Source organism: Pseudomonas cistanchae, assembly GCF_054483635.1.
On sequence record NZ_JBTLWN010000001.1, the window covers coordinates 733,560 to 758,699 of the forward strand.

Annotated in this window: 20 protein-coding genes; 17 read left to right on the plus strand and 3 right to left on the minus strand. The window is 61.3% G+C overall.

The annotated features are described in order from the left end of the window. Positions 1 to 78 precede the first annotated feature (78 nt). Positions 79 to 609 carry a hypothetical protein gene (locus ACX0MV_RS03395; protein ID WP_458981085.1) on the plus strand — a complete coding sequence of 177 codons (531 nt, stop codon included), beginning with the start codon at positions 79 to 81 and terminating at the stop codon, positions 607 to 609. Between the two features lie 157 nt (positions 610 to 766). Here ACX0MV_RS03395 and aceF read toward each other — a convergent pair whose 3' ends face one another. Beyond that, positions 767 to 2,398, minus strand: coding sequence for a dihydrolipoyllysine-residue acetyltransferase (gene aceF / locus ACX0MV_RS03400; RefSeq protein WP_458981086.1), 1,632 nt, complete (start codon positions 2,396 to 2,398; stop codon positions 767 to 769). 11 nt (positions 2,399 to 2,409) lie between these two features. Continuing rightward, positions 2,410 to 5,055 carry a pyruvate dehydrogenase (acetyl-transferring), homodimeric type gene (aceE, locus tag ACX0MV_RS03405; RefSeq protein ID WP_458981087.1) on the minus strand — a complete coding sequence of 882 codons (2,646 nt, stop codon included), beginning with the start codon at positions 5,053 to 5,055 and terminating at the stop codon, positions 2,410 to 2,412. A gap of 267 nt (positions 5,056 to 5,322) precedes the next feature. Here aceE and glnE point away from each other — a divergent pair, with 267 nt between their 5' ends. The 16 genes from glnE (at position 5,323) to ACX0MV_RS03485 (ending at position 24,528) form a co-directional block, all read left to right on the plus strand. Next, positions 5,323 to 8,268, plus strand: coding sequence for a bifunctional [glutamate--ammonia ligase]-adenylyl-L-tyrosine phosphorylase/[glutamate--ammonia-ligase] adenylyltransferase (gene glnE / locus ACX0MV_RS03410; protein ID WP_458981088.1), 2,946 nt, complete (start codon positions 5,323 to 5,325; stop codon positions 8,266 to 8,268). 71 nt (positions 8,269 to 8,339) lie between these two features. After that, a complete protein-coding gene (locus ACX0MV_RS03415) occupies positions 8,340 to 9,263 on the plus strand; it encodes a branched-chain amino acid transaminase (protein ID WP_458981089.1) in 924 nt (307 codons plus the stop codon). A 113-nt stretch (positions 9,264 to 9,376) separates the two neighbouring features. Then, the gene (waaF, locus tag ACX0MV_RS03420) at positions 9,377 to 10,420 is read left to right on the plus strand and encodes a lipopolysaccharide heptosyltransferase II (RefSeq protein ID WP_458981090.1); all 1,044 of its coding nucleotides are present in this window, start codon (positions 9,377 to 9,379) and stop codon (positions 10,418 to 10,420) included. Next, on the plus strand, positions 10,420 to 11,421 hold the full coding sequence (gene waaC / locus ACX0MV_RS03425; RefSeq protein ID WP_458981091.1) for a lipopolysaccharide heptosyltransferase I: 1,002 nt from the start codon (positions 10,420 to 10,422) through the stop codon (positions 11,419 to 11,421). The genes waaF and waaC overlap by 1 nt, the downstream gene beginning before the upstream one ends. Positions 11,422 to 11,482: 61 nt before the next feature. Further along, positions 11,483 to 12,607 carry a glycosyltransferase family 4 protein gene (locus ACX0MV_RS03430; RefSeq protein ID WP_458981092.1) on the plus strand — a complete coding sequence of 375 codons (1,125 nt, stop codon included), beginning with the start codon at positions 11,483 to 11,485 and terminating at the stop codon, positions 12,605 to 12,607. Positions 12,608 to 12,677: 70 nt separating this feature from the next. Then, positions 12,678 to 13,484: a lipopolysaccharide core heptose(I) kinase RfaP gene (rfaP, locus tag ACX0MV_RS03435; protein ID WP_458981093.1), complete on the plus strand. Its 807-nt coding sequence runs from the start codon at positions 12,678 to 12,680 to the stop codon at positions 13,482 to 13,484. 52 nt (positions 13,485 to 13,536) lie between these two features. Further along, positions 13,537 to 14,493: a glycosyltransferase family 9 protein gene (locus tag ACX0MV_RS03440; RefSeq protein ID WP_458981094.1), complete on the plus strand. Its 957-nt coding sequence runs from the start codon at positions 13,537 to 13,539 to the stop codon at positions 14,491 to 14,493. Positions 14,494 to 14,596: 103 nt separating this feature from the next. Next, positions 14,597 to 15,331 (plus strand): lipopolysaccharide kinase InaA family protein, encoded by a 735-nt coding sequence (locus ACX0MV_RS03445; RefSeq protein ID WP_458981095.1) that lies wholly within the window; start codon positions 14,597 to 14,599, stop codon positions 15,329 to 15,331. Further along, positions 15,328 to 16,083, plus strand: a complete 756-nt coding sequence (locus tag ACX0MV_RS03450) for a lipopolysaccharide kinase InaA family protein (protein ID WP_458981096.1) — start codon at positions 15,328 to 15,330, stop codon at positions 16,081 to 16,083. Before ACX0MV_RS03445 ends, ACX0MV_RS03450 begins: the two co-directional genes overlap by 4 nt. Continuing rightward, the gene (locus ACX0MV_RS03455) at positions 16,070 to 17,527 is read left to right on the plus strand and encodes a lipopolysaccharide kinase InaA family protein (protein ID WP_458981097.1); all 1,458 of its coding nucleotides are present in this window, start codon (positions 16,070 to 16,072) and stop codon (positions 17,525 to 17,527) included. Before ACX0MV_RS03450 ends, ACX0MV_RS03455 begins: the two co-directional genes overlap by 14 nt. Positions 17,528 to 17,538: 11 nt before the next feature. Beyond that, a complete protein-coding gene (locus ACX0MV_RS03460) occupies positions 17,539 to 19,293 on the plus strand; it encodes a carbamoyltransferase family protein (RefSeq protein ID WP_458981098.1) in 1,755 nt (584 codons plus the stop codon). Further along, on the plus strand, positions 19,280 to 20,437 hold the full coding sequence (locus tag ACX0MV_RS03465; RefSeq protein ID WP_458981099.1) for a glycosyltransferase: 1,158 nt from the start codon (positions 19,280 to 19,282) through the stop codon (positions 20,435 to 20,437). Before ACX0MV_RS03460 ends, ACX0MV_RS03465 begins: the two co-directional genes overlap by 14 nt. After that, positions 20,424 to 21,746: a capsule biosynthesis protein gene (locus ACX0MV_RS03470; protein WP_458981100.1), complete on the plus strand. Its 1,323-nt coding sequence runs from the start codon at positions 20,424 to 20,426 to the stop codon at positions 21,744 to 21,746. Before ACX0MV_RS03465 ends, ACX0MV_RS03470 begins: the two co-directional genes overlap by 14 nt. Then, a complete protein-coding gene (locus tag ACX0MV_RS03475; protein WP_458981101.1) occupies positions 21,743 to 22,489 on the plus strand; it encodes a glycosyltransferase family 25 protein in 747 nt (248 codons plus the stop codon). Before ACX0MV_RS03470 ends, ACX0MV_RS03475 begins: the two co-directional genes overlap by 4 nt. Beyond that, complete coding sequence (locus ACX0MV_RS03480) at positions 22,490 to 23,683, plus strand: O-antigen ligase family protein (RefSeq protein ID WP_458981102.1); 1,194 nt, start codon at positions 22,490 to 22,492, stop codon at positions 23,681 to 23,683. Next, positions 23,680 to 24,528 carry a lipopolysaccharide core biosynthesis protein gene (locus ACX0MV_RS03485; RefSeq protein WP_458981103.1) on the plus strand — a complete coding sequence of 283 codons (849 nt, stop codon included), beginning with the start codon at positions 23,680 to 23,682 and terminating at the stop codon, positions 24,526 to 24,528. The genes ACX0MV_RS03480 and ACX0MV_RS03485 overlap by 4 nt, the downstream gene beginning before the upstream one ends. Here the strand turns inward: ACX0MV_RS03485 and ACX0MV_RS03490 are convergent. Next, the gene (locus ACX0MV_RS03490) at positions 24,498 to 25,112 is read right to left on the minus strand and encodes a BUD32 family EKC/KEOPS complex subunit (protein ID WP_458981104.1); all 615 of its coding nucleotides are present in this window, start codon (positions 25,110 to 25,112) and stop codon (positions 24,498 to 24,500) included. The two genes, ACX0MV_RS03485 and ACX0MV_RS03490, sit on opposite strands and share 31 nt — an antisense overlap. Positions 25,113 to 25,140 lie beyond the last annotated feature (28 nt).

The window sequence follows — 25,140 nt, forward strand, 5'->3', positions numbered from 1 at the left end:
CAGGTGGCTGGCTTCCAGTATGCTGACCAAGGCAAGGGTTTCAGCTCACTTCACTATAGCGATGAGTAAGGGTGCATCATGCAATTGCGACTGACAAGAAAACTAATAAACACAGCGCTCCTGGCCGTCTGCCTTGGTGCTAATCCGCTTCTGGCCGCCGAGCCAGCCGCAGGCTTGAGCAGTTCCGAGCAAGCCCGCTATCTGTCCGAATTGAAACGTCTGTACCTGACCCAAGACGAGCGTCAGGCCTTGCTTGCACACAGTAACGACCTGCTGAAAACCTATGCACTGCGAGCTGCTTATCAAGTCGGGCAGACCGAGCGCAACGACCTGCTCTATCAACTGCGTTTAGGCGCCTCCGGCGAGCTGATCCTGCGGGAAGAGCGCCGCGATCCCGACAGTGCCGGCGTATCGGTGCGCAACCGGCGGATCATGCTGTTCGGCGCCGACCCCTACATCAAATACGACTGCCCAGCGCAGGGCATCAGTTGCGAGTTCGCCAACCCTGCCGACGGCGGCTCGTTGTTAACTATAGTGCGCGATCATGACGGCGCTGCGGAATTAGCCAAAGCGCTAAGTTTCCTGATTCGCAACGTGCAGAAAGGCTGACGCCATTAGCGGATTGATAGCTGAGGATGCATAACCGCGTACCGCCCTGAAACCCGCCGCATCCGTACTGCAAACCTGATGAACAGGCAAAAAAAACCCCGCTTATTGGGCGGGGTCGAGGTACGAGCGTGGCGTGCTCGAAAGTAATGCGGGGGCGTTACAGCAGCATCGTGCGGATATCTGTCAACACGTCGCCGAGGCGCTTGGTGAAGCGTGCGGCGGCGGCGCCGTTGATCACCCGGTGGTCGTAGGACAGCGACAGCGGCAGCATCAGCTTGGGCTGGAACGCCTTGCCATCCCACACCGGCTGGATGGTCGCCTTGCTGACGCCGAGGATCGCCACTTCCGGCGCGTTGACGATCGGCGTGAAGCCGGTGCCGCCAATATGGCCGAGGCTGGAGATGGTGAAGCAGGCGCCCTGCATATCGTCGGCCGCGAGTTTCTTGGTGCGGGCTTTCTCCGCCAGTGCGGCGGCTTCGGCGGCGAGTTGCAGCAGGCTCTTCTGGTCGACGTTCTTGATCACCGGTACCAGCAGGCCCTCCGGAGTATCCACGGCAAAACCGATGTGCACGTATTTCTTGCGGATGATCGCCTTGCCGCTCGGTGCTAGGGAGCTGTTGAAGTCTGGCAGCTCCTTGAGCAGGTAGGCGCAGGCTTTCAATAGCAACGGCAGTACGGTGAGCTTGACCCCGGCCTTTTCCGCCACGGCTTTCTGCGCGACACGGAAGGCTTCCAGCTCGGTGATGTCAGCCGAGTCGAACTGAGTCACGTGGGGCACGTTGAGCCAGCTGCGGTGCAGGTTGGCGGCGCCGACCTGCATCAGGCGGGTCATCGCCACTTCTTCGACTTCACCGAACTTGCTGAAGTCGACCGTCGGAATCGGCGGAATGCCAGCGCCGCCAGTTGCGCCAGCCGGCGCCTCTTTGGCTTTCTGCATCATCGCCTTGACGTGCAGCTGCACGTCTTCCTTGAGAATCCGCCCCTTCGGGCCGCTGCCAGCAACGGCGGTCAGCTCGACACCGAAATCTCGCGCCAGCTGGCGTACCGCCGGGCCGGCGTGGACCTTGGCACCGCTCGGTGCCGACGCAGCAGCTGGTGCCGCTGCTGCGGGCGCCGGTTGCGCCGCCTTGGTGGGCGCAACTGCTTGCGTCTCTGCCGCTGGAGCCTGCGCTGCGGGCTGTGCGGGTGCGGCGGCTGACGCAGCTCCCGTCACTTTCAGCTTGAGGATCAGGTCGCCAGTGCCGACCTCGGCATCCAGCTTGACCTCGACACTTTCCACCACGCCGGCAACCGGCGAAGGGATTTCCATGCTGGCCTTGTCCGATTCCAGGGTGATCAGCGACTGGTCGGCTTCGACCGTATCGCCGGCCTTGACCAGCACTTCGATAACCTTCGCCTTGCCCGCCGAGCCGATATCCGGCACGTGGATATCCTGCACCGAGGCAGCGGCGGGTGCCGCTGCCGCTGCAGGCGCTGCGGCCTCGGCCGCTTCGACAGGTTTGGCTGGTTCAGCGGCGGCTGCTTTGCTTTCGTTGGCGGGTGCCGCATCGGCTGCGCCTTCGACGTCCAGTTCGAGCAGCTCGTCGCCTTCTTTCAGGCGGTCGCCGAGCTTGACCTTCAGGCTCTTGATCACCCCGGCTTTCGGCGCCGGGATTTCCATACTGGCTTTGTCCGATTCGAGGGTCAGCAGGCTCTGATCGGCTTCGATGCGATCGCCGACCTTGACCATCAGCTCGATGACCTCGCCCTCGCCACTGCCAATGTCGGGTACGCGAATCAATTCACTCATTTCTTCGCTCCTTAGCAGTCCAGTGGGTTGAGTTTTTCCGGGTCGATCCCGAACTTGGTGATGGCATCAGCCAGCACCTTGGCTTCGATTTCGCCACGGTCGACCAGGGCTTCAAGGGCGGCGAGAACCACCCAGTTGCGGTCCACTTCGAAGAAGTGACGCAGTTTCTTGCGGCTGTCGCTGCGGCCGAAGCCATCGGTGCCCAGCACCTTGTACTCCTTGCTCGGCACCCACTGGCGAATCTGTTCAGCGAACAGCTTCATGTAGTCGGTGCTGGCAACCACCGGGCCTTTACGCCCGCTCAGGCACTGTTCGATGTGCGTCTGCTTGGGCTTCTGGCCCGGATGCAGGCGATTGCGGCGCTCAACGGCCAGGCCTTCGCGGCGCAGTTCGTTGAAGCTGGTGACGCTCCATACATCGGCGCCGACGTTGAATTGCTCGCGGAGGATTTTCGCCGCCTCGCGCACTTCGCGCAGGATGGTGCCGGAGCCGAGCAACTGGACGTGATGCGCGGCTTCCTTCTTGTCTTCTTCGAGCAGGTACATGCCCTTGATGATGCCTTCTTCCACGCCTGCCGGCATGACCGGCTGCTGGTAGGCCTCGTTCATCACGGTGATGTAGTAGAAGATGTTCTGCTGCTCTTCCATCATCTGCCGCGTGCCTTCGCGGATGATCACCGCCAGCTCGTAGCCGTAAGTCGGGTCGTAGGTGCGGCAGTTGGGGATGGTCGCGGCCATGATGTGGCTGTGGCCGTCCTCATGCTGCAGGCCTTCGCCGTTGAGCGTGGTGCGCCCAGCGGTGCCGCCGATCAGGAAGCCACGGGTGCGGCTGTCGCCGGCGGCCCAGGCGAGGTCGCCAATGCGCTGGAAGCCGAACATCGAGTAGAAGATGTAGAACGGCAGCATCGGCTGGTTGTGGTTGCTGTAGCTGGTGCCCGCGGCGATGAACGAACTCATGGCGCCGGCTTCGTTGATGCCTTCCTCAAGGATCTGGCCCTTCTTGTCCTCGCGGTAGAACATCACCTGATCCTTGTCGACCGGCTCGTACAGCTGGCCGACCGAGGAGTAGATGCCCAACTGACGGAACATGCCTTCCATGCCGAACGTGCGCGCCTCGTCCGGAATGATCGGCACGATGCGCTGGCCCAGTTCCTTGTCCTTGATCAGCTGCGAGAGAATGCGCACGAAGGCCATGGTGGTGGAGATTTCACGATCGCCCGAGCCGTCAAGGATGGCCTTGAGCGTATCCAGCGGTGGGGTCGGAATGCTGAAGCTGTTGGCGCGACGCTGCGGCACGAAGCCACCCAGGGCGGCGCGACGGCCATGCAGGTACTTGTATTCGGCACTGCCTTCTTCAGGTTTGACGAAGGGCAGGGTTTCCAGCTCGTCGTCCTTGACCGGAATGTCGAAGCGGTCGCGGAATTTCTTCAGGCTGTCGACATCGACCTTCTTGGTGTTGTGCGCGGTGTTCTTCGCTTCGCCCGCACCGGTGCCGTAACCCTTGATGGTTTTGGCCAGGATGACGGTCGGCTGCTCTTTATGATTAACCGCTTCGTGGTAGGCGGCATACACCTTGTACGGGTCGTGGCCGCCGCGGTTGAGCTTCCATATTTCATCGTCGGAAAGGTCGGCCACCATGGCCTTGAGTTCCGGCGAGTTGAAAAAGTGCTCACGCACGAAGGCGCCGTCTTTGGCCTTGTAGTTCTGGTACTCGCCGTCGATGACTTCGTCCATCCGGCGTTGCAGGATGCCGTCGGTATCCTTGGCCAGCAGGGGGTCCCAGAAACGGCCCCAGACCACCTTGTTGACGTTCCACTGAGCGCCGCGGAACACGCCTTCGAGTTCCTGGATGATCTTGCCGTTACCGCGCACCGGACCGTCGAGACGCTGCAGATTGCAGTTGATGACGAAGATCAGGTTGTCGAGTTTCTCGCGGCCGGCCAGGGAGATCGCGCCAAGCGATTCCGGCTCGTCGCACTCGCCGTCGCCCATGAAGCACCAGACCTTCTGCTTGCCGGCCGGGATGTAGCCGCGGTCTTCCAGGTACTTCATGAAGCGCGCCTGGTAGATCGCCTGAATCGGCCCCAGACCCATGGAAACGGTCGGGAACTGCCAGAAGTCGGGCATCAGCCAGGGGTGCGGATAGGACGACAGGCCCTTGCCGTCGACTTCCTGACGGAAGTTGTTCATCTGTTCTTCGCTGATGCGACCTTCCATGTAGGCACGGGCATAAACACCCGGTGAGGCGTGGCCCTGGAAGTAGATCAGATCGCCACCGTGCTCCTCGGTTGGCGCCTGGAAAAAGTAGTTGAAGCCGATGTCATAGAGCGTGGCCGACGAGGCGAAGCTGGAGATGTGGCCGCCTAGATCGGGGTCTTGCAGGTTGGTGCGCATCACCATTGCCAGCGCGTTCCAGCGCACCAGGGAGCGAATGCGGCGTTCCATGAACAGGTCGCCAGGCATGCGTGCTTCGTGGGTGACGGGGATGGTGTTGCGGTATGGCGTGGTGATGGCGTACGGCAGTTGGGTGCCGCTACGGGTAGCCAATTCGCCCAGGCGGGTCATCAAATAGTGGGCGCGGTCCTCACCTTCGCGGTCGAGGACGGATTCCAGGGCGTCCAGCCATTCCTGGGTTTCGACGGGATCAAGGTCTTGCATAGCTTGCTCCAGGGCGGAAAGGCTTCCAGAATCGGAGGCCAGGATCGTGTCCTGCTTTGTGAGCGGGCACGAAAATTCTTAGGTTTTACCAGGTGTCGGCCCGGCTCTGTGTAGTTTTACTACATTTCGACGGCCGTTTCAGCTCCCTGGTTACATTCTTTAGTAGCAAAACTACAAATATTTGCTGCCAGCGGTTCGCGGACTGTCTGGGTCGTGACTTTCGACCGGCGCTCCTCGAACACGCGCAGCCCGCCAAAAGGATAGACCATGAGCCTTCCCGCGCTCGCTTCCCTGCCCGCCACCCTAGACCCACTCGCGTGCCGTGCTGAGCAGTCGCTACGGGCGGCGCTGATCGAGTTGCAGGACGACTTGGCGGCCGTCTTTGCCGCCTGGCCAGCCGAGCGTCACGAGGTTTTCCGGCGGGTATGCGCTGCCAGCGATTTTGTCAGCGAACAGGCCGTGCGTGATCCGCACCTGTTGCTGAATCTTGCAAGCGAGGGATCGTTGGAGCGCTCGCTGCGCCCAGGTGAACTGCGTGAGCAGCTCACTGGGGAACTGGCTGAGTGCGCCGACGAGGACGGGCTGGGGCGACAGCTGCGGCGTTTTCGCAACCGTCATCAGGTGCGCATCATCTGGCGCGACCTCAGCCGGCAGGCGGATCTGGTGGAAACCTGCCGCGATCTTTCCGACCTGGCCGATGCCTGTATCGACCTGGCATACCAGTGGCTCTATCCCCAGTGCTGCTCGCAGTTCGGCACGCCGCTCGGTCGGCGCAGCGGCGAAGCGCAGCACATGGTGATTCTCGGCATGGGCAAGCTGGGCGCCCACGAGCTGAACCTGTCCTCGGACATCGACCTGATCTTCGGTTACCCCGAGGGCGGTGAAACCGATGGCGTGAAGCGGCCTCTGGATAATCAGGAATTTTTCATCCGCCTCGGGCAGAAGCTGATCAAGGCGCTGGATGCGATCACCGTTGATGGCTTCGTCTTCCGCACCGACATGCGTTTGCGCCCCTACGGTTCCTCGGGCTCGCTGGTGTTCAGCTTCAACGCGCTGGAGCAGTACTACCAGGACCAGGGTCGCGATTGGGAACGCTACGCGATGATCAAAGCGCGTGTGGTCGGCGGCGACCAGGTCGCGGGCGCCCATCTGCTGGAAATGCTGCGGCCGTTCGTCTACCGGCGCTACCTGGATTTTTCTGCCATCGAAGCGCTGCGCACCATGAAGCAGCTGATCCAGCAGGAGGTTCGGCGCAAAGGCATGGCCGAAAACATCAAGCTCGGTGCCGGTGGCATTCGTGAGGTGGAATTCATCGCCCAGGCCTTCCAGTTGATCCACGGCGGACGCGACCTCAGCCTGCAGCAGCGGCCGTTGTTGAACGTGCTGAAAACCCTCGAAGGACAGGGCTATTTACCGGCCGCGGTGGTCGACGAGTTGCGCGAGGGGTATCAGTTTTTGCGCTACACCGAGCACGCGCTGCAGGCGATCGGTGACCGGCAAACGCAGATGCTGCCGGACAACGACCAGGATCGTACGCGGGTCGCCTTTATCATGGGCTTCGACAGTTGGCACGCGTTTCACGAGCGGTTGATGCACTGGCGCGGTCGTGTTGACTGGCACTTCCGCCAGGTGATCGCCGATCCCGACGAAGACCTCGACACGGCCGCCGATGAGGTGGTGGGCGGCGAGTGGTTGCCGTTGTGGGCAGACGTGCAGGACGAGGCGGCCGCGTGCCGGCAATTGGCCGACGCCGGTTTTGCCGAGCCCCAGGCCGCCTGGCAGCGCCTTGCCGGGTTGCGCAATGGCAACCAGGTGCGCGCCATGCAGCGCCTCGGCCGTGAGCGGCTCGATGCATTCATGCCGCGGCTGCTGGCGCAGGCGGTGGAGCATGATGACCCGGATCTGGTACTGGAGCGCGTATTGCCGCTGATCGAAGCGGTGGCGCGGCGTTCGGCCTACCTGGTACTGCTGACCGAGAACCCCGGTGCCCTGCAGCGGTTGTTGACCCTGTGCGCGGCCAGCCCGTGGATCGCCGAGCAAATTGCCCGCTTCCCCCTGTTGCTTGACGAACTGCTCAACGAGGGGCGGCTGTTCAAGCCGCCGCTGGCGCCGGAGCTGGCCGCCGAGCTGCGCGAGCGCCTGATGCGCATTCCCGAGGAGGATCTGGAACAGCAGATGGAGGCGCTGCGGCATTTCAAGCTGGCGCACCGCTTGCGGGTGGCAGCCTCGGAAATCGCCGGCAGTCTGCCGTTGATGAACGTCAGCGATTACCTGACCTGGCTGGCCGAGGCGATTCTCGATCAGGTGCTGGCGCTGGCCTGGCGGCAGACCGTGGCCAAGCATGGCGCGCCGCGGCGGGCCGATGGCAGCCCCTGCGATCCGGATTTCGTCATCGTCGGGTATGGCAAGGTCGGCGGTATCGAGCTGGGCCATGGCTCGGATCTGGATCTGGTGTTTATCCATGATGGCGACCCCCAGGGCGAAACCGACGGCACCAAGCCCATCGACGGCGCGCAATTCTTCAACCGCCTGGGTCAGCGCATCATCCACCTGCTCACGGCGCAGACCAACTCCGGCCAGCTTTACGAAGTGGACATGCGCCTGCGTCCGTCCGGCGCGGCAGGGCTGCTGGTCAGCTCGCTCGGCGCGTTTCAGCGCTATCAGGAAAACGAAGCCTGGACCTGGGAGCACCAGGCCCTGGTGCGCGCTCGTGTGCTGGTCGGCTGCGAGCGGGTGGGCAAGGCGTTCGAAATGGTGCGCGCAACCGTGCTCGGGCGCGAGCGCGATCTGGCCACGCTGCGCGGCGAAGTCAGCGAGATGCGCGCGAAGATGCGCGACAACCTGGGCAGCAAGACAACCGCTGCCGGCACCGCGGCCAATGCCTTCGAAGCCACTGCGCCCTTCGATCTGAAGCAGGACGCCGGTGGTATCGTCGATATTGAATTTATGGTGCAATACGCGGCCCTGGCCTGGTCGCGACAGTATCCGCAGCTGCTGGAATTCACCGATAACATCCGCATTCTGCAGGGGCTCGAACAGGCCGGTCTGTTGCCCGGCGAGGACGCCCGTCTGTTGCAGGAGGTCTACAAGGCTTACCGCTCGGCGGCCCACCGCCAGGCGCTGCAAAAACAACCCGGTGTGGTGCGCGGCGACCAGTTCCATGCCGAGCGGCGTAGCGTGTTGCGCATCTGGCACGAATTGGGGTTGAACTGAATTTTGCCAGTCGGATGCTCGAGGTCCGGCTGTACCATGCATTACCAATCGAATTTGAGGAGCAGGCAACTATGTCGATGGCCGATCGTGATGGCGTGATTTGGTATGACGGCGAGCTGGTGCCGTGGCGCAACGCGACCACCCATGTGCTGACTCACACCCTGCATTACGGCATGGGCGTATTCGAGGGCGTGCGCGCCTACAACACCCCGCAAGGCACGGCAATTTTCCGCCTGCAAGCGCACACCGACCGCCTGTTCGATTCGGCCCACATCATGGGCATGAAGATTCCCTTCTCCAAAGACGAAATCAACGAAGCCACCCGCGCCGCCGTGCGGGAGAACAACCTGGAAAGTGCCTATATCCGGCCGATGGTGTTCTACGGGTCCGAAGCCATGGGGCTGCGCGCCAGCGGTCTGAAGACCCAGGTGATAGTCGCGGCCTGGAACTGGGGCGCCTATATGGGCGACGAAGCGCTGCAGGTCGGCATCAAGGTGCGCACCAGCTCCTTCACCCGCCACCACGTCAACATTTCGATGACCCGCGCCAAGGCCAACGGCAACTACATCAACTCGATGCTGGCACTGCAGGAAGCCATCTCCGGCGGCGCCGATGAGGCCATGCTGCTGGATACCGAAGGCTACGTGGCCGAAGGCTCGGGCGAGAACATCTTCCTGGTGCGCAACGGCGTGGTCTACACCCCGGAAGTGACCTCATGCCTCAACGGCATCACCCGCAACACCATTCTCACTCTGGCTGCCGAACAGGGCCTTCAGGTGGTCGAGAAGCGCATCACCCGCGACGAGGTGTACATCGCCGACGAGGCCTTCTTCACTGGCACCGCCGCCGAAGTCACACCGATTCGCGAAGTCGATGGCCGGCAGATCGGCGCAGGCCGACGCGGCCCTGTCACCGAGAAACTGCAAACTGCCTATTTCGATCTGGTGACCGGTAAAACCGCTGCCCACGCCGAGTGGCGCACCCTGGTTAAATAAGCCCCCTCGCGTGTGCTGGGTGGGGTTCCATCCGGTGGTGCAGGCTAGGCTGATAGTCGAGCGTTGAGTCTGTCCGGGAGGCGAAAGCCTCCTTGGTCGTTTCTGGAATAGGCATGAAAATACTGATCGTAGGCCCCAGCTGGGTCGGTGACATGGTGATGGCGCAGACGCTGTTTCAATGTCTCAAGCAGCGCCATCCCGGTTGCGAGATCGATGTGCTGGCGCCCGAATGGAGCCGGCCGATTCTCGAGCGCATGCCCGAAGTCCGTCAGGCCCTGAGCTTTCCGCTCGGCCATGGCATGCTGGGGCTGGCCACTCGCCGCAGGATCGGCAAATCCCTGGCCGGTCAGTACGATCAAGCCATCCTGCTGCCCAATTCGTTGAAGTCCGCGCTGGTGCCGTTTTTCGCCGGCATCCGCAAGCGCACGGGCTGGAAGGGCGAAATGCGCTACGGCCTGCTCAACGACCTCCGCATTCTCGATAAACTGCGTTACCCGCTGATGATCGAGCGCTTTATGGCGCTGGCCTTCGAGCCGGGCAGCGCGCTGCCGCAGCCCTACCCGCGTCCGTCCTTGCAGATCGACCCGCAAAGCCGCGATGCCGCGCTGGCCAGGTTCGGCCTGAGCCTGGACCGGCCGGTGCTGGCGCTCTGTCCCGGCGCCGAGTTCGGCGAATCCAAGCGCTGGCCGAGCGAGCACTACGCCAAGGTTGCCGAATTGAAGATTCGCGCGGGCTGGCAGGTCTGGCTGTTCGGCTCGAAGAACGACCATGGCGTCGCCGAGGACATCCGCACCCGCCTGATTCCCGGCTTGCGTGAGGAAGCGGTGAACCTGTGCGGCACCACCAGTCTGGCCGAAGCGATCGATCTGCTGTCCTGTGCAGGCGCCGTGGTCTCCAACGACTCGGGGCTGATGCACGTAGCGGCGGCCCTTAACCGTCCGCTGGTGGCCGTCTATGGTTCCACCTCGCCGCAGTTCACCCCGCCGCTGGCGGAGCAGGTGGAGGTGGTGCGCCTGGGTATCGAGTGCAGCCCGTGCTTCGACCGGACCTGCCGCTTCGGGCACTACAACTGCCTGCGCGAGCTGAAGCCGCGGCCAGTGGTTGAAGCGCTGGATCGCCTGATTGCCGATCCGCTTGAGCTGGTCGAGGCCGATTGATGCGGGTGTTGCTGATCAAGACCTCGTCGCTTGGCGATGTGATTCACACCTTGCCGGCGCTTACCGATGCGGCGCGGGCAATCCCCGGCATCCAGTTCGACTGGGTGGTGGAAGAGGGTTTCGCCGAGATACCTGCCTGGCACCCGGCCGTGGCTCAGGTGATTCCAGTGGCGATCCGGCGCTGGCGCAAACAGCTGTGGCACACCCTGAAAAGTGGCGAATGGGCGCGCTTCAAACAGCGCCTGCAAGGCACCCGCTACGATCTGGTAATCGACGCCCAGGGCCTGCTGAAAAGCGCCTGGCTGACCCGATATGCGCAAGCTCCGGTCGCCGGGCTGGATCGCAACTCGGCACGCGAATCCATGGCCTGTCGCTTTTACGACCGACGTTACACGGTGGCGCGCGATCAGCATGCGCTGGAGCGGGTGCGTCAGTTGTTTGCCCAGGCACTGAATTACCCGCTGCCAACGGGTATCGGCGACTATGGTCTGAATCGGGCACAGCTCGCCGATGCCGCCGCCCAGCCCTATCTGCTGTTTCTGCATGGCACCACCTGGCCGAGCAAGCACTGGCCGCAGGCCCACTGGCGCGAGCTGGCGGAACAGATGAGCGCGCTCGGCTGGGCGATTCGCCTGCCGTGGGGCAATGAGGTGGAAAAGGCCCGCGCGGAGCAGATCGCCGCCGGCCTGGAGAATGCCGCAGTGTTGCCCAGGTTGAATCTGGCTGGCCTGGCCAAGGTCATCGCGGGCGCCAGTGCCTGCGTGGCAGTGGATACCGGTCTCGGTCACCTGGCCGCGGCGCTGGATGTGCCGACCATTTCCCTTTACGGGCCTACGCTGCCGGGTCGCGTCGGCGCCTACGGCCGCTCGCAGATTCACCTCTGCGCCAGCGGGCCGAATGCCGGCCTCGGCGACCGCCACAAGCCGTGCTTCGACTCGCTGCCGCCGCAACGCGTGATGACCGAACTGCACGCCTTGCTGCTGGCCGAGGACAACGCGTGATATCGATACAGGGGTTTTTCCCGGACGTGCAGCCGGGCTACATGACGGAAGGACGCGCCTGATGCAGCTGGCTTTTATCCTCTACAAATATTTTCCATTCGGTGGCCTGCAGCGCGACTTCCTGCGTATCGCCCTTGAGTGCCAGGCGCGCGGCCATGCCATTCGTGTCTACACACCGATCTGGGAAGGCGAAGTGCCGACCGGTTTCGAGGTGGTAGTGGTGCCGGTCAAGGCGCTGTTCAACCACAAGCGCAACGAGAAACTCACCGTCTGGGTCGAGGCTGACCTGGCCAAGCGTCCCGTGGACCGGGTGATTGGCTTCAACAAGATGCCCGGGCTGGACTTCTATTACGCCGCCGACGGCTGTTTCGAAGACAAGGCGCAGACGTTGCGCAACCCGATCTACCGCAAGTGGGGTCGCTACAAGCATTTTGCCGGTTACGAGCGGGCGGTGTTCGGGCCGCAGGCCAAGACCGAGATCCTGATGATTTCCGAAGTGCAGCAGCCGCTGTTCATCAAGCATTACCACACCCCGCTGCAGCGTTTTCACCTGCTGCCGCCGGGCATTGCCGCCGATCGCCGAGCACCGGCCAATGCCGCCGAGATTCGCGCCGAGTTCCGCCGCGAGTTCGCCCTCGCAGATGATGATCTGCTGCTGGTACAGATTGGTTCGGGCTTCAAGACCAAGGGCCTGGATCGCAGCCTCAAGGCCCTTGCCGCCTTGCCGCGCGAGCTGAAGCAACGCTCTCGGCTGATCGTCATCGGTCAGGACGACCCGCGTGCGTTCCAGTTGCAGGCCAAGGCGCTGGGCATCGCCGATCAGGTGCAGATTCTCAAGGGGCGCAGCGACATTCCGCGCTTTCTGCTGGGCGCCGATCTGCTGATTCATCCCGCCTACAACGAGAACACCGGCACCGTATTGCTTGAGGCGCTGGTTTCCGGTTTGCCGGTGTTGGTCACCGATGTGTGCGGTTATGCCCATTACATCGCCGAAGCCGATGCCGGGCGCGTATTGCCCAGCCCTTTCGAGCAGGAACGCCTCAACCGCGTTCTCGCCGACATGCTCGCCGATGACCAGCGTCGCGCTTTCTGGGGGCGCAACGGCCTGGCCTATGCCGATTCGGCTGATCTATACAGCATGCCGCAGCGCGCGGCCGATGTGATTCTGGCGGAGAAGCGCCCGTGAGCGGAGCAGTCAAGGCAGGTGTTGTGACGGCTTATAGGGCGGCAACTGGTCACGAGAAAAGGGCAACGCGATGACGCTACTGTTGAGCGAGCCATTCAAAACGCTGTGGGCAGGCAAAGACGCTTTCGCGCAAGTCGAGGCCTTGCAGGGACAGGTGTACCGCGAACTGGAAGGCCGGCGCACCCTGCGCACCGAGGTCGCGGGGCGTGGTTACTTCGTCAAGATCCACCGCGGTATTGGCTGGCGCGAGATATTCAAGAATCTGCTCACAGCGAAGCTGCCGGTGCTCGGTGCGCGCCAGGAGTGGCTGGCGATCCAGCGCTTGCAGGCGGTGGCTGTGCCGACCATGACGGCGGTTGCCTACGGCGAACGTGGGCGCAATCCTGCGGCGCAGCATTCTTTCATCGTCACCGAGGAGCTGGCGCCAACCATCAGCCTGGAAGACTTCAGCCGCGACTGGGCCGACACACCACCGCCGGTGGCGCTGAAGCATGCGCTGATCCGCGAGGTGGCCGGCATGACTGGGCGCATGCACCGCGCCGGAGTGAATCACCGTGACTGCTACATCTGTCATTTTTTGCTGCACACCGATAAACCGGTAACGGCCGATGAGTTTCGCCTGTCGGTCATCGACCTGCACCGCGCGCAGATTCATGCGGTGCTGCCGCCACGCTGGCGTAACAAGGACCTGGCGGCGCTGTATTTCTCAGCCATGGATATCGGCCTGACCGAACGGGACAAGCTGCGCTTTCTGAAGCGTTATTTTCAGCAGCCTTTGCGCCGCGTGCTTGGCGAGCATGCCGAGTTGCTGAAGGCACTAACGCGTAAGTCGGAGAAGCTCTACGCGCGCAAAGTCAGGTACGGCGGCGCCTTGTGAATTCACTCGAGATAGATGCAGCTGCGTCCCTAGCTGCAGTGGAAAACGCACCATGAACAAGACTTTCGAAGGGCTCAGCGTTGCGGTGATTTCAGCCACGCCGCTGGGCGATGTGACGATCTATCTGCGGCTGGCCCTGTGGTTTCATCAAGCGGGTGCGCGGGTCTCGTTTTTCAGTAATACCCTCTACCCGGCGCGGCATCATTTCAGCTGGCTGAATGTCGAGCGTGAGGACGAGTCGCTGCCCCAGGTTGCGGCACGCTTCGATCTGGTGTTCGCCTTCTTCAGCAAGTTTTACAGCAACGGCGAAACGGCCGAGACACACGCTGCGCTCACCAATGTGGCATTCGTCACGTCGAAGCGGATACCGCTCAAGTCGGGCGTGCGCGGCCGTGAGGTGGTGGTGCGAGGCCAGGTCTATGCGCAGGCGAGCATGCCGTTCTGCACCGACACCCGTTCCGGTCTGAGCATGATCGACTGCATCGACGCCTACGCGCGCAAGGTATTTGGCTTGACGGAAACCCCAGGTGCGATGCCGATGGAGGTGCGTGCGGTGTCGGGCGAGCGGTCCGTGGTGATTTTTCCGACCACGCCCCATGCCAGCAAGAACTACTGGCTGACCGGTTTTCTTTGGTTGGCGCGGTGGATTCGGGCACTGGGCTGGAGGGTGGAATTTGTCTGCATGCCGCATGAGCATGAGTACATCACCCGCATCATGCCGGGCTTCAAGGTTTACGCCTTTGCCGATATCGCGGGCCTGATCGATTACCTTGCTTCCGCGTCTCTGGTCATCAGCAACGACTCGGGTGGCGGCCACCTGGCCTCGATGATGGATATCGCCACCTATACCGTCACCCGCCGCCGCGAAGCGTTCGTCTGGCGGCCGGGGTTCAATCAGAAGAATACCGTTCTGCGCCCGCTGATTCGATTCAAGTGGCTGGGCGATTACGTCTGGCGGCCATTCGTGCCCGTATGGCGAATCCCCAAAGCACTGGGGCGTCGAAATTGATTACCGGCGCGGGAAGACGGGCCGGGAACGTTCAGATTGAGAGTGCAATCAGCGCGCATGGGTGGCTTGTGCCATCCGGACAATGCTGTGGCGGGCCGGCGCGATGAGCGGCTGGACGGTTGCCGCTGCATACCCCCATCTGCAACAGGCGTTTGGTTCGCTGGATGCCGTGTTCGCGCTGGTCGGCAAGCGATTGACCCGTGATCCGCTTTCGGAAGTGATCCGCGTCGAAATCGACGGCATAGGCTATTACGTCAAGCGCTATGTCGGTGCAGGCAAAGGGCTGCGGCGATACGTTGGCCGGCCGCGGGTAAAAGCTGAGTGGCAGAACCTTCGCCACTTCGCGCGCTGGGGGGTGGCGACCGCGCCCATCGTTGCCTGGGGCCTGGAACGTCACGCCGGGGCCTTTCGCCGAGGCGCCCTGATCACCCAGGAAATTGTCGGCTCGAAAGACCTGGCGCATCTGGCCGCGACGGCAGATCCGCGTTTTGGCGATGCCGCCTGGGTGAGGAGCATCAGTCAGCAACTGGCCCAGGCCACCCGTGCGTTGCACGATCACCGGTTCGCCCACAATGACCTCAAGTGGCGCAACTTGCTGGTGGATGAGGCGGGCGTTCTGTATTTCATCGACTGCCCGAGCGGGGCGTTCTGGAGCGGGCCGCTCCTGCGTCGACGCATCATCAAGGACCTGGCCTGCCTCGACAAGGTCGCCAAGTCCACGTTATCCCGCAGCCAGCGTTTGCGCTTCTATCTGCAATACTGTGGGCGCAGCAGTTTGCTGGAAGCCGATAAACAACAGGTCCGCAGGATCGTCGGATTTTTCGAGGGAAGGGAATGAGCGATTTCATCGCAGAGCAGGATCGCGTCCTGCTCGAGCGCCATGGATTGGCCAGCTACGAGGCGTTGTGGGCGTTGACGCTGGAAGCGGTGGACGAGCCCAACACCGAGCGCGGCGGCTGGAGCAGCGTCTATCGCCTGGATCTTGGCGAGCAGGCGTTCTACCTCAAGCGGCAAAGTAATCACCTGACCCGCAATGTGCTGCGCCCCTTCGGCGAGCCCACATTTGCCCGCGAGTTTCGCAATATTCAGCGCTTCAAACGGTTGGGTATCCCTTCGCTCGAGGCCGCGTTTTTTGCCAAAAGGCGCATTAATACTGAACGTCAGGCGGTTTTAGTGACCCGAGCGCTGGATGGCTGGAGTGACCTACAAGGTTTACTCGAGAGCTGGCCACGCTTGCCTGGAGTGGAGCGCGGCGAGATTGTAACGGCGTGCGGGAAGCTGATGCGCAATCTGCATGCTGCCGGGCAGTTGCACGGTTGTTTCTACCCCAAGCACGTATTTCTCCAGCGCAGCTCTGGCGGTTACGCCGCCAGGTTGATCGACCTGGAGAAGACCCGCCCGCTGCTGCTGGGTGAGCGCGATCGGCTCAAGGACCTGGATCCGTTTTTACGGCGTACCTGCGCCTGGAGTGACGATGAGGTGCGTCATTTTCTGACAGCCTACTTGCCCATTGGCACTGATATCGAGCGTTGGCGCCTGCGCCTTGACGCGCGCCGCCGCAGCAAGGAGTTCGCCGTTGGAGCTTGCTGAATTGAAGCAGGCAGGTCGTCAGCCTGACCTGCCACTGAACCTGAATCTTGAGGATGCTGCCGGCCCCGCCACGCTGGTGCTCACCCAGTTATTGCGGGTGTTGCCCGGCCAGCGTTATGTGGGCGTAGCCGAGTGGCGCGGCCGCAAGGTGCTCGCCAAGGTGCTGGTAGGCGACAAGACCGCCCGCCACTTTGAGCGGGAGCTTCAGGGCGCTGGCTGGCTGGCTGAACAGGGCCTGCCAACACCGCCGCTGTTGGCCCACGGGGTGCGAGACGGCGAGGGCGGGTGGTTGCTGTTCGATTATCTGGAAAGCGCCAGTAGCCTGTGGGACGGTTGGCGCGCTGTCGAACAGCAACCGCTGCTGTCCGAGGCGCAGCAGACCGTGCTGGCGCAGGCGCTGACCTTGATCGGCCAGTTGCATGGCAAAGGCCTGTGGCAGGCGGATCTGCACCTGGACAACCTGATGCAGCATGGCGGCCAGCTGTTCATCATTGACGGCGGTGGGGTGCAGGCCGAAGTGCCGGGGCAGCCCCTGTCGAAAAGCCGGGTGTTGGCGAATCTCGGGGTCTTCTTTGCGCAGCTGCCGGCCGAGCTCGAGCCTTTTCTGGAGGAGCTGTTGGTGCATTACCTGCTGGCCAACGGCGCGCATGCGTTGCCGCTAGAGGCCCTGCTCAAGGAAATCGCCAGGACCCGTCAATGGCGCTTGCGTGATTACCTGCGCAAGGTCGCGCGCGATTGCAGCTTGTTCAGTGCGGTAAGTGGCCCGTTTGGTTTGCAGGTGATACTCCGGCGGGAGCAGCACGCGCTGGCACCGGTGTTGGTGGATATCGACCGGGTTATCGAGCAAGGCCAGCGCTTCAAGGATGGCGGCTCCGCGACCGTGGCGCGAATTGCGCTGGACGACAGGTCGCTCGTCGGCAAGCGTTACAATATCAAGCATTTCGCCCATTGGCTGCGACGATTCTGGCGGCCGAGCCGAGCCTGGCACAGCTGGATCGAGGGGCATCGTTTGCAGGTGCTCGGTATCACCACACCGCAGCCGTTAGCCGTTTTGGAGCGGCGTTGGTGCTGGCTGCGCGGGCGCGCCTACCTGATTACCGAATATTGCGGTGGGCAGGATATAATCGCGCGCTTTCAAGGCCACCTGCATGGATCGCCCCCTGAAGCTGAGCTGCTGGCGCTGGATCGCCTGTTCGCCGCCTTGCTGCGCGAGCGCATCAGCCACGGTGACTTCAAGGGGCACAACTTGCTCTGGGATGAGGCGCGAGCGTGCTGGTCGTTGATCGATCTTGACGCCATGCAGCAGCACCATAGCGCTCGCAGTTTCGCCCTGGCCTATGCCCGCGACCGCGCGCGATTCTTGCGCAACTGGCCGGCCGAATCGGCTCTGTATCAGTTGCTTAACCAACGTCTACCGCGGGTGCCCGACACCCGCCAGCAATAGAGGCAAAACTTGTGGCACTGACCATTCTCGGCCTGTCCGGCGCTCTCAGTCACGATCCTTCCGCCGCCCTGTACATCGACGGCAAGTTGATCGCGGCGGCCGAAGAAGAGCGCTTTGTGCGCGACAAGCACGCGAAGAATCGCATGCCTTATGAGTCCGCCAAGTTCTGCCTGGAGCAAGCTGGAATCAAGCCGGGCGACGTCGATGTGGTGGCGATTCCCTTCGCCCCGATCAGCATCTTCGAGAAGGCCCGCTGGCAGTATGCCAAGCGCTACTGGTACGCACCCGACCGCGCGCTGGACGCGATCCTGATGGGGAATCGGCGCTACAAGCGCTATTACAAGCACATCCAGTGGTGCCTGCAGCAGCTTGGCTTCGACCTGAAGAAGATCAAGATCGAGCCGGTCGAGCACCACCTGGCTCACGCCTCCAGCGCCTATCACTGTTCGGGCTTCACCGAGAAAACCGCGATCCTCGGCATCGACGGTAAGGGCGAGTACGCCACCACTTTCTTCGGCTACGGCGAGAACGGCAAGATTCACAAGATCAAGGAATTCTACGATCCGGATTCCCTGGGTGGCCTGTACGGTGCGATCACCGAGTTCCTCGGTTTCGAGATGCTCGACGGCGAGTTCAAGGTCATGGGCATGGCGCCTTACGGCGATGCCAGCAAGTACGATTTCTCGCGATTGGCCAAGTTCGAAAACGGTGAGCTGATCATCAATACCGACTACGCCAACGTGATCGGCCTGCGCCGCTATAAAGAGAACGGCAAAGGCTTTTATTTCTCCAAGAAGCTGATCGAGTGGTTGGGGCCGAAGCGTCAGGGCGACATCGCCGATGACCCGTATATTCACTATGCGGCCAGTATGCAGGCGCTGTTCGAGAAGCTGGCGCTACAGATGATGGAGCACTACCTAGGCGACATCATCCGCGAAACCGGCAAGATCGCCTTCGCTGGCGGCTGTGCGCTGAACGTCAAACTGAACCAGAAGATCATCGCTCGCGATGACGTTCAGGAGCTGTTCGTCCAGCCGGCTTCCGGCGACGCCGGTACCGCTGTGGGCGCTGCTGCCTATGTCTCGCACCAGCGCGGCGTGCCGGTGGAGAAGATGGAACACGTCTACCTCGGCCCGTCCTACTCCAACGAAGACGTGATCGCCGCCTGCGCCCGCCACCCGAGCAAGCCGGTATTCAAGCAGATCGATAACATGCCGCAGCGCATCGCCAAGATCATGGTTGAGGGCAACCCGGTGGCCTGGTTCCAAGGCCGCATGGAGTTCGGCCCACGCGCCCTTGGTGGCCGTTCGATCATCGGTTGCCCGAGCATTCCTGGCGTCGCCGACCGAATCAACGAGCAGATCAAGTTCCGCGAGCGCTGGCGCCCCTTTTGCCCGTCGATGCTGGATACCGTCGGCCCGCAGATGCTCAAGGTCGATCACCCGAGCCCGTTCATGACCTTCACCTTCGAAGTCAATGAAGAGTGGAAGACCCGCGTCAGCGAAGTGGTGCACGAAGACGGCACCTCGCGCGCCCAGGTGCTCAAGCGCGAGTACAACCCGCGCTATTACGACATGATGCTCGAGCTGGAGAAACTCACCGGTAACGGCGTGTCGCTCAATACTTCGCTCAACCGGCGTGGCGAGCCGATGATCTGCTCGCCCACCGACGCGCTGAACATGTTCTACGGCTCCGACCTGCAGTACCTGATCATGGAAGAAATCCTGGTGGTCAAGGACGGCAAGGATTGGTATGAGCAGCTCTGAGGCGACCGCGGCCGAGCAGCCATGGGTGCTGCAGTTTTGCCATGGTTATGACGGGCCTTTTCTGGATTGTGCCCGTCAGTACGCCAGCCTGTTCGCCGGAACCCGCTACAAGGTGCTCACGGTTTTTCTGACCGGCGCGCCTGCCCCTGAAGTCGTCTCCGGCTGCGCCTCCGACGAGGTGCTATTTCTCGATTATCGCTCCAAGGATATTCGCGGCCTGAAGCTGCGAGCGATCCGCGATCTGCGCGCCATCGCCCGCTCCCGGCCGTTCGTCTTGTGCCTGGCACACCGGTTCAAACCGCTCTATATCGCGGCGCTGGCTACCGCCTTGCCGATTATTGGGGTGAGCCACGCTTTTGCTGTCTACCAGCGCTGGCCGCGGCGTTTGTTCGCCCAGGCGTTTCGTCGTCGCCTGAGTTTGTTGGGGGTGTCCGAGGCGGTGCGCGACGATATCCGCCGCTGTCTGCCGAGTTGGCCAGCCGAACGCATCGAAGCGCTGCATAACCGGATTGATGTAGAGCAAGTGCGCGCCCTGCAAGTGGATCGCCATGCCGCCCGCGAGGCGCTGCGGTTGCCACCACAGGCCTGGATTGTAGGCAACGTGGGTCGGCTGCATGCAGACAAGGACCAGGCGACCCTGATTCGTGGATTCGCCGCTGCACTGCCGGACCTGCCAGCAAATAGCGTGCTGGCTATACTGGGCAGCGGCCGGCTCGAAGGCACGCTAAAGGCGCTTGCGAGGGAATTGGATGTCGCCTCGCAGGTGCTATTTCTCGGCCAGGTGCCGGAGGCGAGGCGTTATTTCAAGGCGTTCGATGTATTTGCCTTGAGTTCCGATCACGAGCCGTTCGGCATGGTGCTGCTGGAGGCCATGGCCGCTGGCGTGCCACTGATCGCAACCGCCTGTGGCGGCGCGCGCGAAGTCGTCGAGGGTGTCGGTGTGCTGTTCCCGCTTGCGGATGACGCGGCGCTTGCACAGGCTCTGCGCCACTTGGCTCTGGTTGACGAGCAACAGCGTCAAGCCTGCGCAGCGGCTATGCAGACAGCACTGAAAGAGCGCTTTTCCGATACAGCGGTCAGTCGGCGATTCTGGGCTTTACCGATGCTCGCCTCCGTTGTGGAGGGTGGACATGAAGGTCGCTGAGCCCAAGTTGCCTGCTCCAGGCGCCTGGGCGCGAAAAGCGCGGGCGTTGGATCAGTACCGATGGCTATTGCTGCGCGAGCACCATGGATTCCTTGGATCGGTCATTCGCTTTGGGCGTGATGCCCTCGTGGACCTGGTCTTCGGCATCCGCGCTCGGCTGGCCATGGCAAATCACCGTGTCATCGCTGAACCCTGCGATTTTCTATTGCTGCAGGGCTCCCCGAAAGTCATTCCGTTGCAGCGCAAGAAGCGTTTGATCGAGACGCTCAGAGCGCGGGGTTATCACCTCGTGGAAACTGGCCAGGAGGAGCCACGCCAGGTTATCGCGAAGCGTTTGGTCGCGCGGCCTGTGCAGCCCGTTCCGCTGCGCTATCTTGGCTATGCGGCGTATGCCGAGTGGCTGGTGCAGCGGCACGACCCTCGCGTGCTGATCAACGACCGTAACGGCAGCCTGTGCAGCCCCTTCTTGCGTCTTTCGCTGAATCAGCGGCAGCGTCTGTTCGTGCATCTGGCCCACGCTACGACTGTCGAAGGCTCGCGTCGTCTGGGCATGAATGACTACGATTTCTACTTTCTGTTCGGCCAGAGTTCTCTCGATGCACTGCGCGCGCGGAGCCTGCGTTTTGGTCAATCAACGGCGGTGCTCGTGGGTTCTCACATGATCGATATGAGTTACCAGATGCCTGCCCCCGATGTGACCAAGAAGACCCTGCTGATTCTTGGAGTAGGGCCTGACAAGGAAAAGGAAGGCGAGTATCAGCAGACCTATGAATTGCTGGCTAGCTGGGTGCAAAAGCACCCCGAGTATCAGGTTCTTATCAAGCCTCATCCGCGCAGCAAAGTCAGGTTCTGGCAGGAGGTGGCCGGCCGTAGCGCGAATGTCAGCGTGTTGGATTGTGATTGTTCTTTGGCGGATGCGCTTGCTCGAGCGTCGCTCGTCATCAATATCGTTTCCAATGCCGTGATTGAGGCCGCACTGGCGGGTCGCCCTGTCCTGTGTGTAAACCTTGGGGGGCAAAGCGACGTGTTGCAGCAAGAAGTTTTCTTCGGTGAGCGGATCCAGACCCTGACGGATCTTGAGCAGCGCGTATTGGACATCGAACGCAAGTCGCCAGAGGCTTTGGCGCAGGCTAATGCGTTTGCCGACTTTCATCTAACCAATGGTATCCATGGCCTTGAAAGTACAATTGAGGCGCTCGAGTCGCTACTGCGTACCGCGCAGCTGCCCGACGGCTTGATGAGGTCTGTACTGGCGCCTGTATTGTCGGTTCGTTCTGAACCCATAAAGCGATGGGAGCATCGTGTGTGAGCGATGACGCAGCGATGTGGCCTTTTTTCGAGCATGTGTGCGTGATCAATCTGGATCATCGGCCCGATCGCTGGGAGGCCATGCAAAAACAGTTCGCTCATTTTGGTATCCAGGGGGCACAGCGCTTTCCGGCAATTAGCCCGCCTGTCGAGATTGTCGAGCAAGCGGCACTGCAACCGCTTCGGGACTTTCTGGTGCGCGTCGATGGGGACAGTGAGCGCTTGGCTGGGAAGCTGCGTGCCACCTGGGGCTGCATGCAGAGCCATTTGGGTGTCATTCGACTAGCTAAAAGCCAAGGCTGGCCTTATGTCCTGATTCTTGAGGACGACTGTGAGCTTGAACCATATGCGTTGCCGGTATTGCGCCGCGTTGCTTCGCAGCTGGTCGGCCAGACATGGGACATGCTTTACCTGGGCGGCACCTTCAAGAAGGGCGGCAGGAAAAGTTGTTTCTCGGCAAATGTGGATAAGGCCGACCGTATCCGACTTGGCCACGCTTACCTGATAAGTGCGCGTATCTATGACCGTATTTTAAGCGAGTGCGAAGGCTCCGGCTTACCCATCGACTGGTATTACTCGGAGGTGTTGCAGCGCGACGTCACCTGCCTGCTGGTACGACCGCTCCTGGCGTATCAGCGTTTACAGGACATGAGTGATATCGAGCTGGTCGAGCGCGCGCATGAATTCAAGACGCGAAAGGCAATGCGTCGGCTATGGAGCCAAATTCGTTATGGTGCGTCCTGAATGGAGATCGCTTTGACTGGTTCAATCGGCATGCGAGGGATGCTGGAGAAATGGCTGGCCTTGGGGTTGGCGTGGTGGCTGGTCGGCATGCTGCTGGTTACCGATAGCAAGCAGTATCACCAGTTGCTGATACTGCTGTTCTGGCTCCCAGGCCTGCTGGCCTTGGTTTTCACCCCATTGGTACGGCGGGGCTGGCTTCAGCCCATGGCTTTGGTGTTGCTCGCCTTTGCGCTCTGGTCTGGAATCTCCGCGCTATGGATGCCCGCGCAATTCGATGCCCGCGAGTTGAAGATATTTCTCTACATCTTCCTGGCGGCCAATGCCGTGATAATGCTGGCTTGCCTCAATCTGCCGCTGATGCGAAGGACCCTGGCTTTAAGCGGGTGGCTAGTAGGCATGCTCGCCTGGGTAAGTATCATCTGGTTCTATGGTTGGGAAGATAAAGCCTGGGACCGGCGCCTGACCGGTACCGGAGTTGCCGACCACACGATTCTGGCGGCGCAGCTGTTCGGCGCCATGGGCGTGATCCTCCTGTACATGCGTCGAAGCCTGCCTATGGTTATGCAAGGTTTTTGCTGGCTGTTCGCCTGCGCTGGCGTACTTGGCTTTCTGCTGCTCAGCCAGTCCAAGGGGCCCTGGGTAGCTGCGGTATTCACGTTATTAGTTGCATCGTTATGGCAGCGCAGTCCTCAGCTGTTAATCGCCCTCGGGATATCCGTACTTGGGGGTGTCACGGCACTCGTGATGTGGCCAGAGCTGATCTTGCAGCGAGGATTTTCCTATCGGCCTGAGCTCTTCACTCAGGCGCTGAGGTTAGTAGCTGAACAACCCTTGCGCGGTCTGGGCTTTACGTCCGAATACAGCTTGCTGGTGCCATCGTCGAACAAGTATTACGAGCATGCCCACAACATCTATCTGCATATCGCTGTGACCTTAGGCCTGGTTGGTCTAGGGGCGTGGCTGATATTGCAAGGGCAGACTCTCTTGAATGCTTGGCAAGCGCGTGCGAGCACCGAGGGGCGAATGCTGTGTGCGTTGATATGTTTTGCCGGTATCGCCTTGTTTACGGACGGGGTCGGTCCCTGGGTCAAACCGCGCGAAGAGTGGTTCTGCCTTTGGCTGCCGGTTTTTTTAAGCATGGGTATGGTCGCGCAACGCCTTGTCTGGCGTGACCAGGCGGGGCGCGAACAATGAATGCAAACGATTCAACTGGCGCGATAGAGCAGCAGCTAGAGGCCTATTGGGATGGGGGACGACCGTTCGAGAGCTGTCGCGGCAAATATTCGGGCGCGGTTTTCATCATTGCGTCCGGTCCCTCGGCAGGTGCCTTTCCTGTAGAGCGCTATGGTCACATCCCGATGATCGCAATGAACGGGTCGATCATGCGGTTCGCCGACTCGTCGATTCGTCCGCTGTTCTATCTATGTGATGATCGAGGTTTCGTTCGCCTGCGCCTGCCGCTGGTACGTCAGGGCATACAGCGCTCACAGCATGCGGCGTTGGGCTATGGAGCACTTGAGGTTCTACTCCAGAACGATTCTGAGGCGGTCGATGATCACTCCATTTTTCTTATGCAGCGGACCAATCGGCCCATCAACGGCCGCGTGCTGTCAGATCGACGCTATGCCTGGCGGGCACAGAAAGATCCTGATATCGAGTGTGATTTTTCCTTGTTGCGACAAAAGCCCAATCGTATCGGCTTCAGTCGGAATATGAGCAAGGGCTACTTCATTGGCAGAACCATACCCTTTGCGGCGCTGCAGCTTGCTTATCATCTGGGGTTTACCAAGGTATTTCTGGTCGGAGTTGATTTGAACGCTCAGCCGGGGCGCTTCTATGAGCAAGGCGAAGCTGCTCTACCCACTCGTCTGGATGACGACTTTGACGATTACATCTTGCCTAGCTTCGAGCTCTTGGCTAAGCGGGTGGTGGGCGAACACTTCAAAGTCTTCAACATGTCCAGCGCAAGCCGGCTGCCCAGAGAGCTGTTTCCTTATGTCGCCCCGGATCAACTGGACGACTTGCTGACCTCTTCGTAGCACCGCATCAACTCACTCCATGGGAAGTTCTGAACTTTTCTGCGTTGCAGATAGTTCTGCAGGTGTTGAAAGTTTCGCCGGATCAACATGCGTCCCAGGGGGCGCTTCTTGAAACGAATGTCGAGAAAGTCGATGAGGCCGAACCCCCCATCAGGCGTCTGCACGATATTGCCCAGGTGCAGGGAGCGGAAATAGATGCCTTTCTGATGCAGCTGATGAATATAGCCGGCCAGATGCGGAAGTAGGGCTTGGAAGTCGGCATTGGAGGCATGAAACAGCTTGTCCAGTGGGTTGCCTTGCAAGGGATGATACAAACACGCGCTGATTGACTGGCCGCGCTCTATCCAGCAGAGCTCATCAATGACCGGCGTTTTGATGCCAAGTTGCTGCAGGCGCTCGGCACGTTCTGCAAAGCGACGTGCGTCGGGGCGCAAACGAGCAATCAAGGACAGGCGGCGGCTGCGGAAAATCTTAACGATCCTGGAGTCCGGCAAGCGAATCACCTTGGGACCGTTGCTGTCTTTTTCCAATAGCTCGCCTTGGCTGAGCCATCCTTGTAATTCGTTCGCTGTTACAATCCGCATCTTTGTCTCTCTAGCCAGTCGTATGAGG

Coding starts and splice junctions, on each gene's coding strand:
- waaF (WP_458981090.1), top strand. CDS start 9,377: ATGAAAATACTGATCGTAGGCCCCAGCTGGGTCGGTGACATGGTGATG.
- waaC (WP_458981091.1), top strand. CDS start 10,420: ATGCGGGTGTTGCTGATCAAGACCTCGTCGCTTGGCGATGTGATTCAC.
- ACX0MV_RS03480 (WP_458981102.1), top strand. CDS start 22,490: ATGGAGATCGCTTTGACTGGTTCAATCGGCATGCGAGGGATGCTGGAG.
- aceE (WP_458981087.1), bottom strand. CDS start 5,055: ATGCAAGACCTTGATCCCGTCGAAACCCAGGAATGGCTGGACGCCCTG.
- ACX0MV_RS03470 (WP_458981100.1), top strand. CDS start 20,424: ATGAAGGTCGCTGAGCCCAAGTTGCCTGCTCCAGGCGCCTGGGCGCGA.
- ACX0MV_RS03450 (WP_458981096.1), top strand. CDS start 15,328: ATGAGCGATTTCATCGCAGAGCAGGATCGCGTCCTGCTCGAGCGCCAT.
- ACX0MV_RS03430 (WP_458981092.1), top strand. CDS start 11,483: ATGCAGCTGGCTTTTATCCTCTACAAATATTTTCCATTCGGTGGCCTG.
- rfaP (WP_458981093.1), top strand. CDS start 12,678: ATGACGCTACTGTTGAGCGAGCCATTCAAAACGCTGTGGGCAGGCAAA.
- ACX0MV_RS03485 (WP_458981103.1), top strand. CDS start 23,680: ATGAATGCAAACGATTCAACTGGCGCGATAGAGCAGCAGCTAGAGGCC.
- glnE (WP_458981088.1), top strand. CDS start 5,323: ATGAGCCTTCCCGCGCTCGCTTCCCTGCCCGCCACCCTAGACCCACTC.
- aceF (WP_458981086.1), bottom strand. CDS start 2,398: ATGAGTGAATTGATTCGCGTACCCGACATTGGCAGTGGCGAGGGCGAG.
- ACX0MV_RS03395 (WP_458981085.1), top strand. CDS start 79: ATGCAATTGCGACTGACAAGAAAACTAATAAACACAGCGCTCCTGGCC.
- ACX0MV_RS03465 (WP_458981099.1), top strand. CDS start 19,280: ATGAGCAGCTCTGAGGCGACCGCGGCCGAGCAGCCATGGGTGCTGCAG.
- ACX0MV_RS03490 (WP_458981104.1), bottom strand. CDS start 25,112: ATGCGGATTGTAACAGCGAACGAATTACAAGGATGGCTCAGCCAAGGC.
- ACX0MV_RS03440 (WP_458981094.1), top strand. CDS start 13,537: ATGAACAAGACTTTCGAAGGGCTCAGCGTTGCGGTGATTTCAGCCACG.
- ACX0MV_RS03415 (WP_458981089.1), top strand. CDS start 8,340: ATGTCGATGGCCGATCGTGATGGCGTGATTTGGTATGACGGCGAGCTG.
- ACX0MV_RS03445 (WP_458981095.1), top strand. CDS start 14,597: ATGAGCGGCTGGACGGTTGCCGCTGCATACCCCCATCTGCAACAGGCG.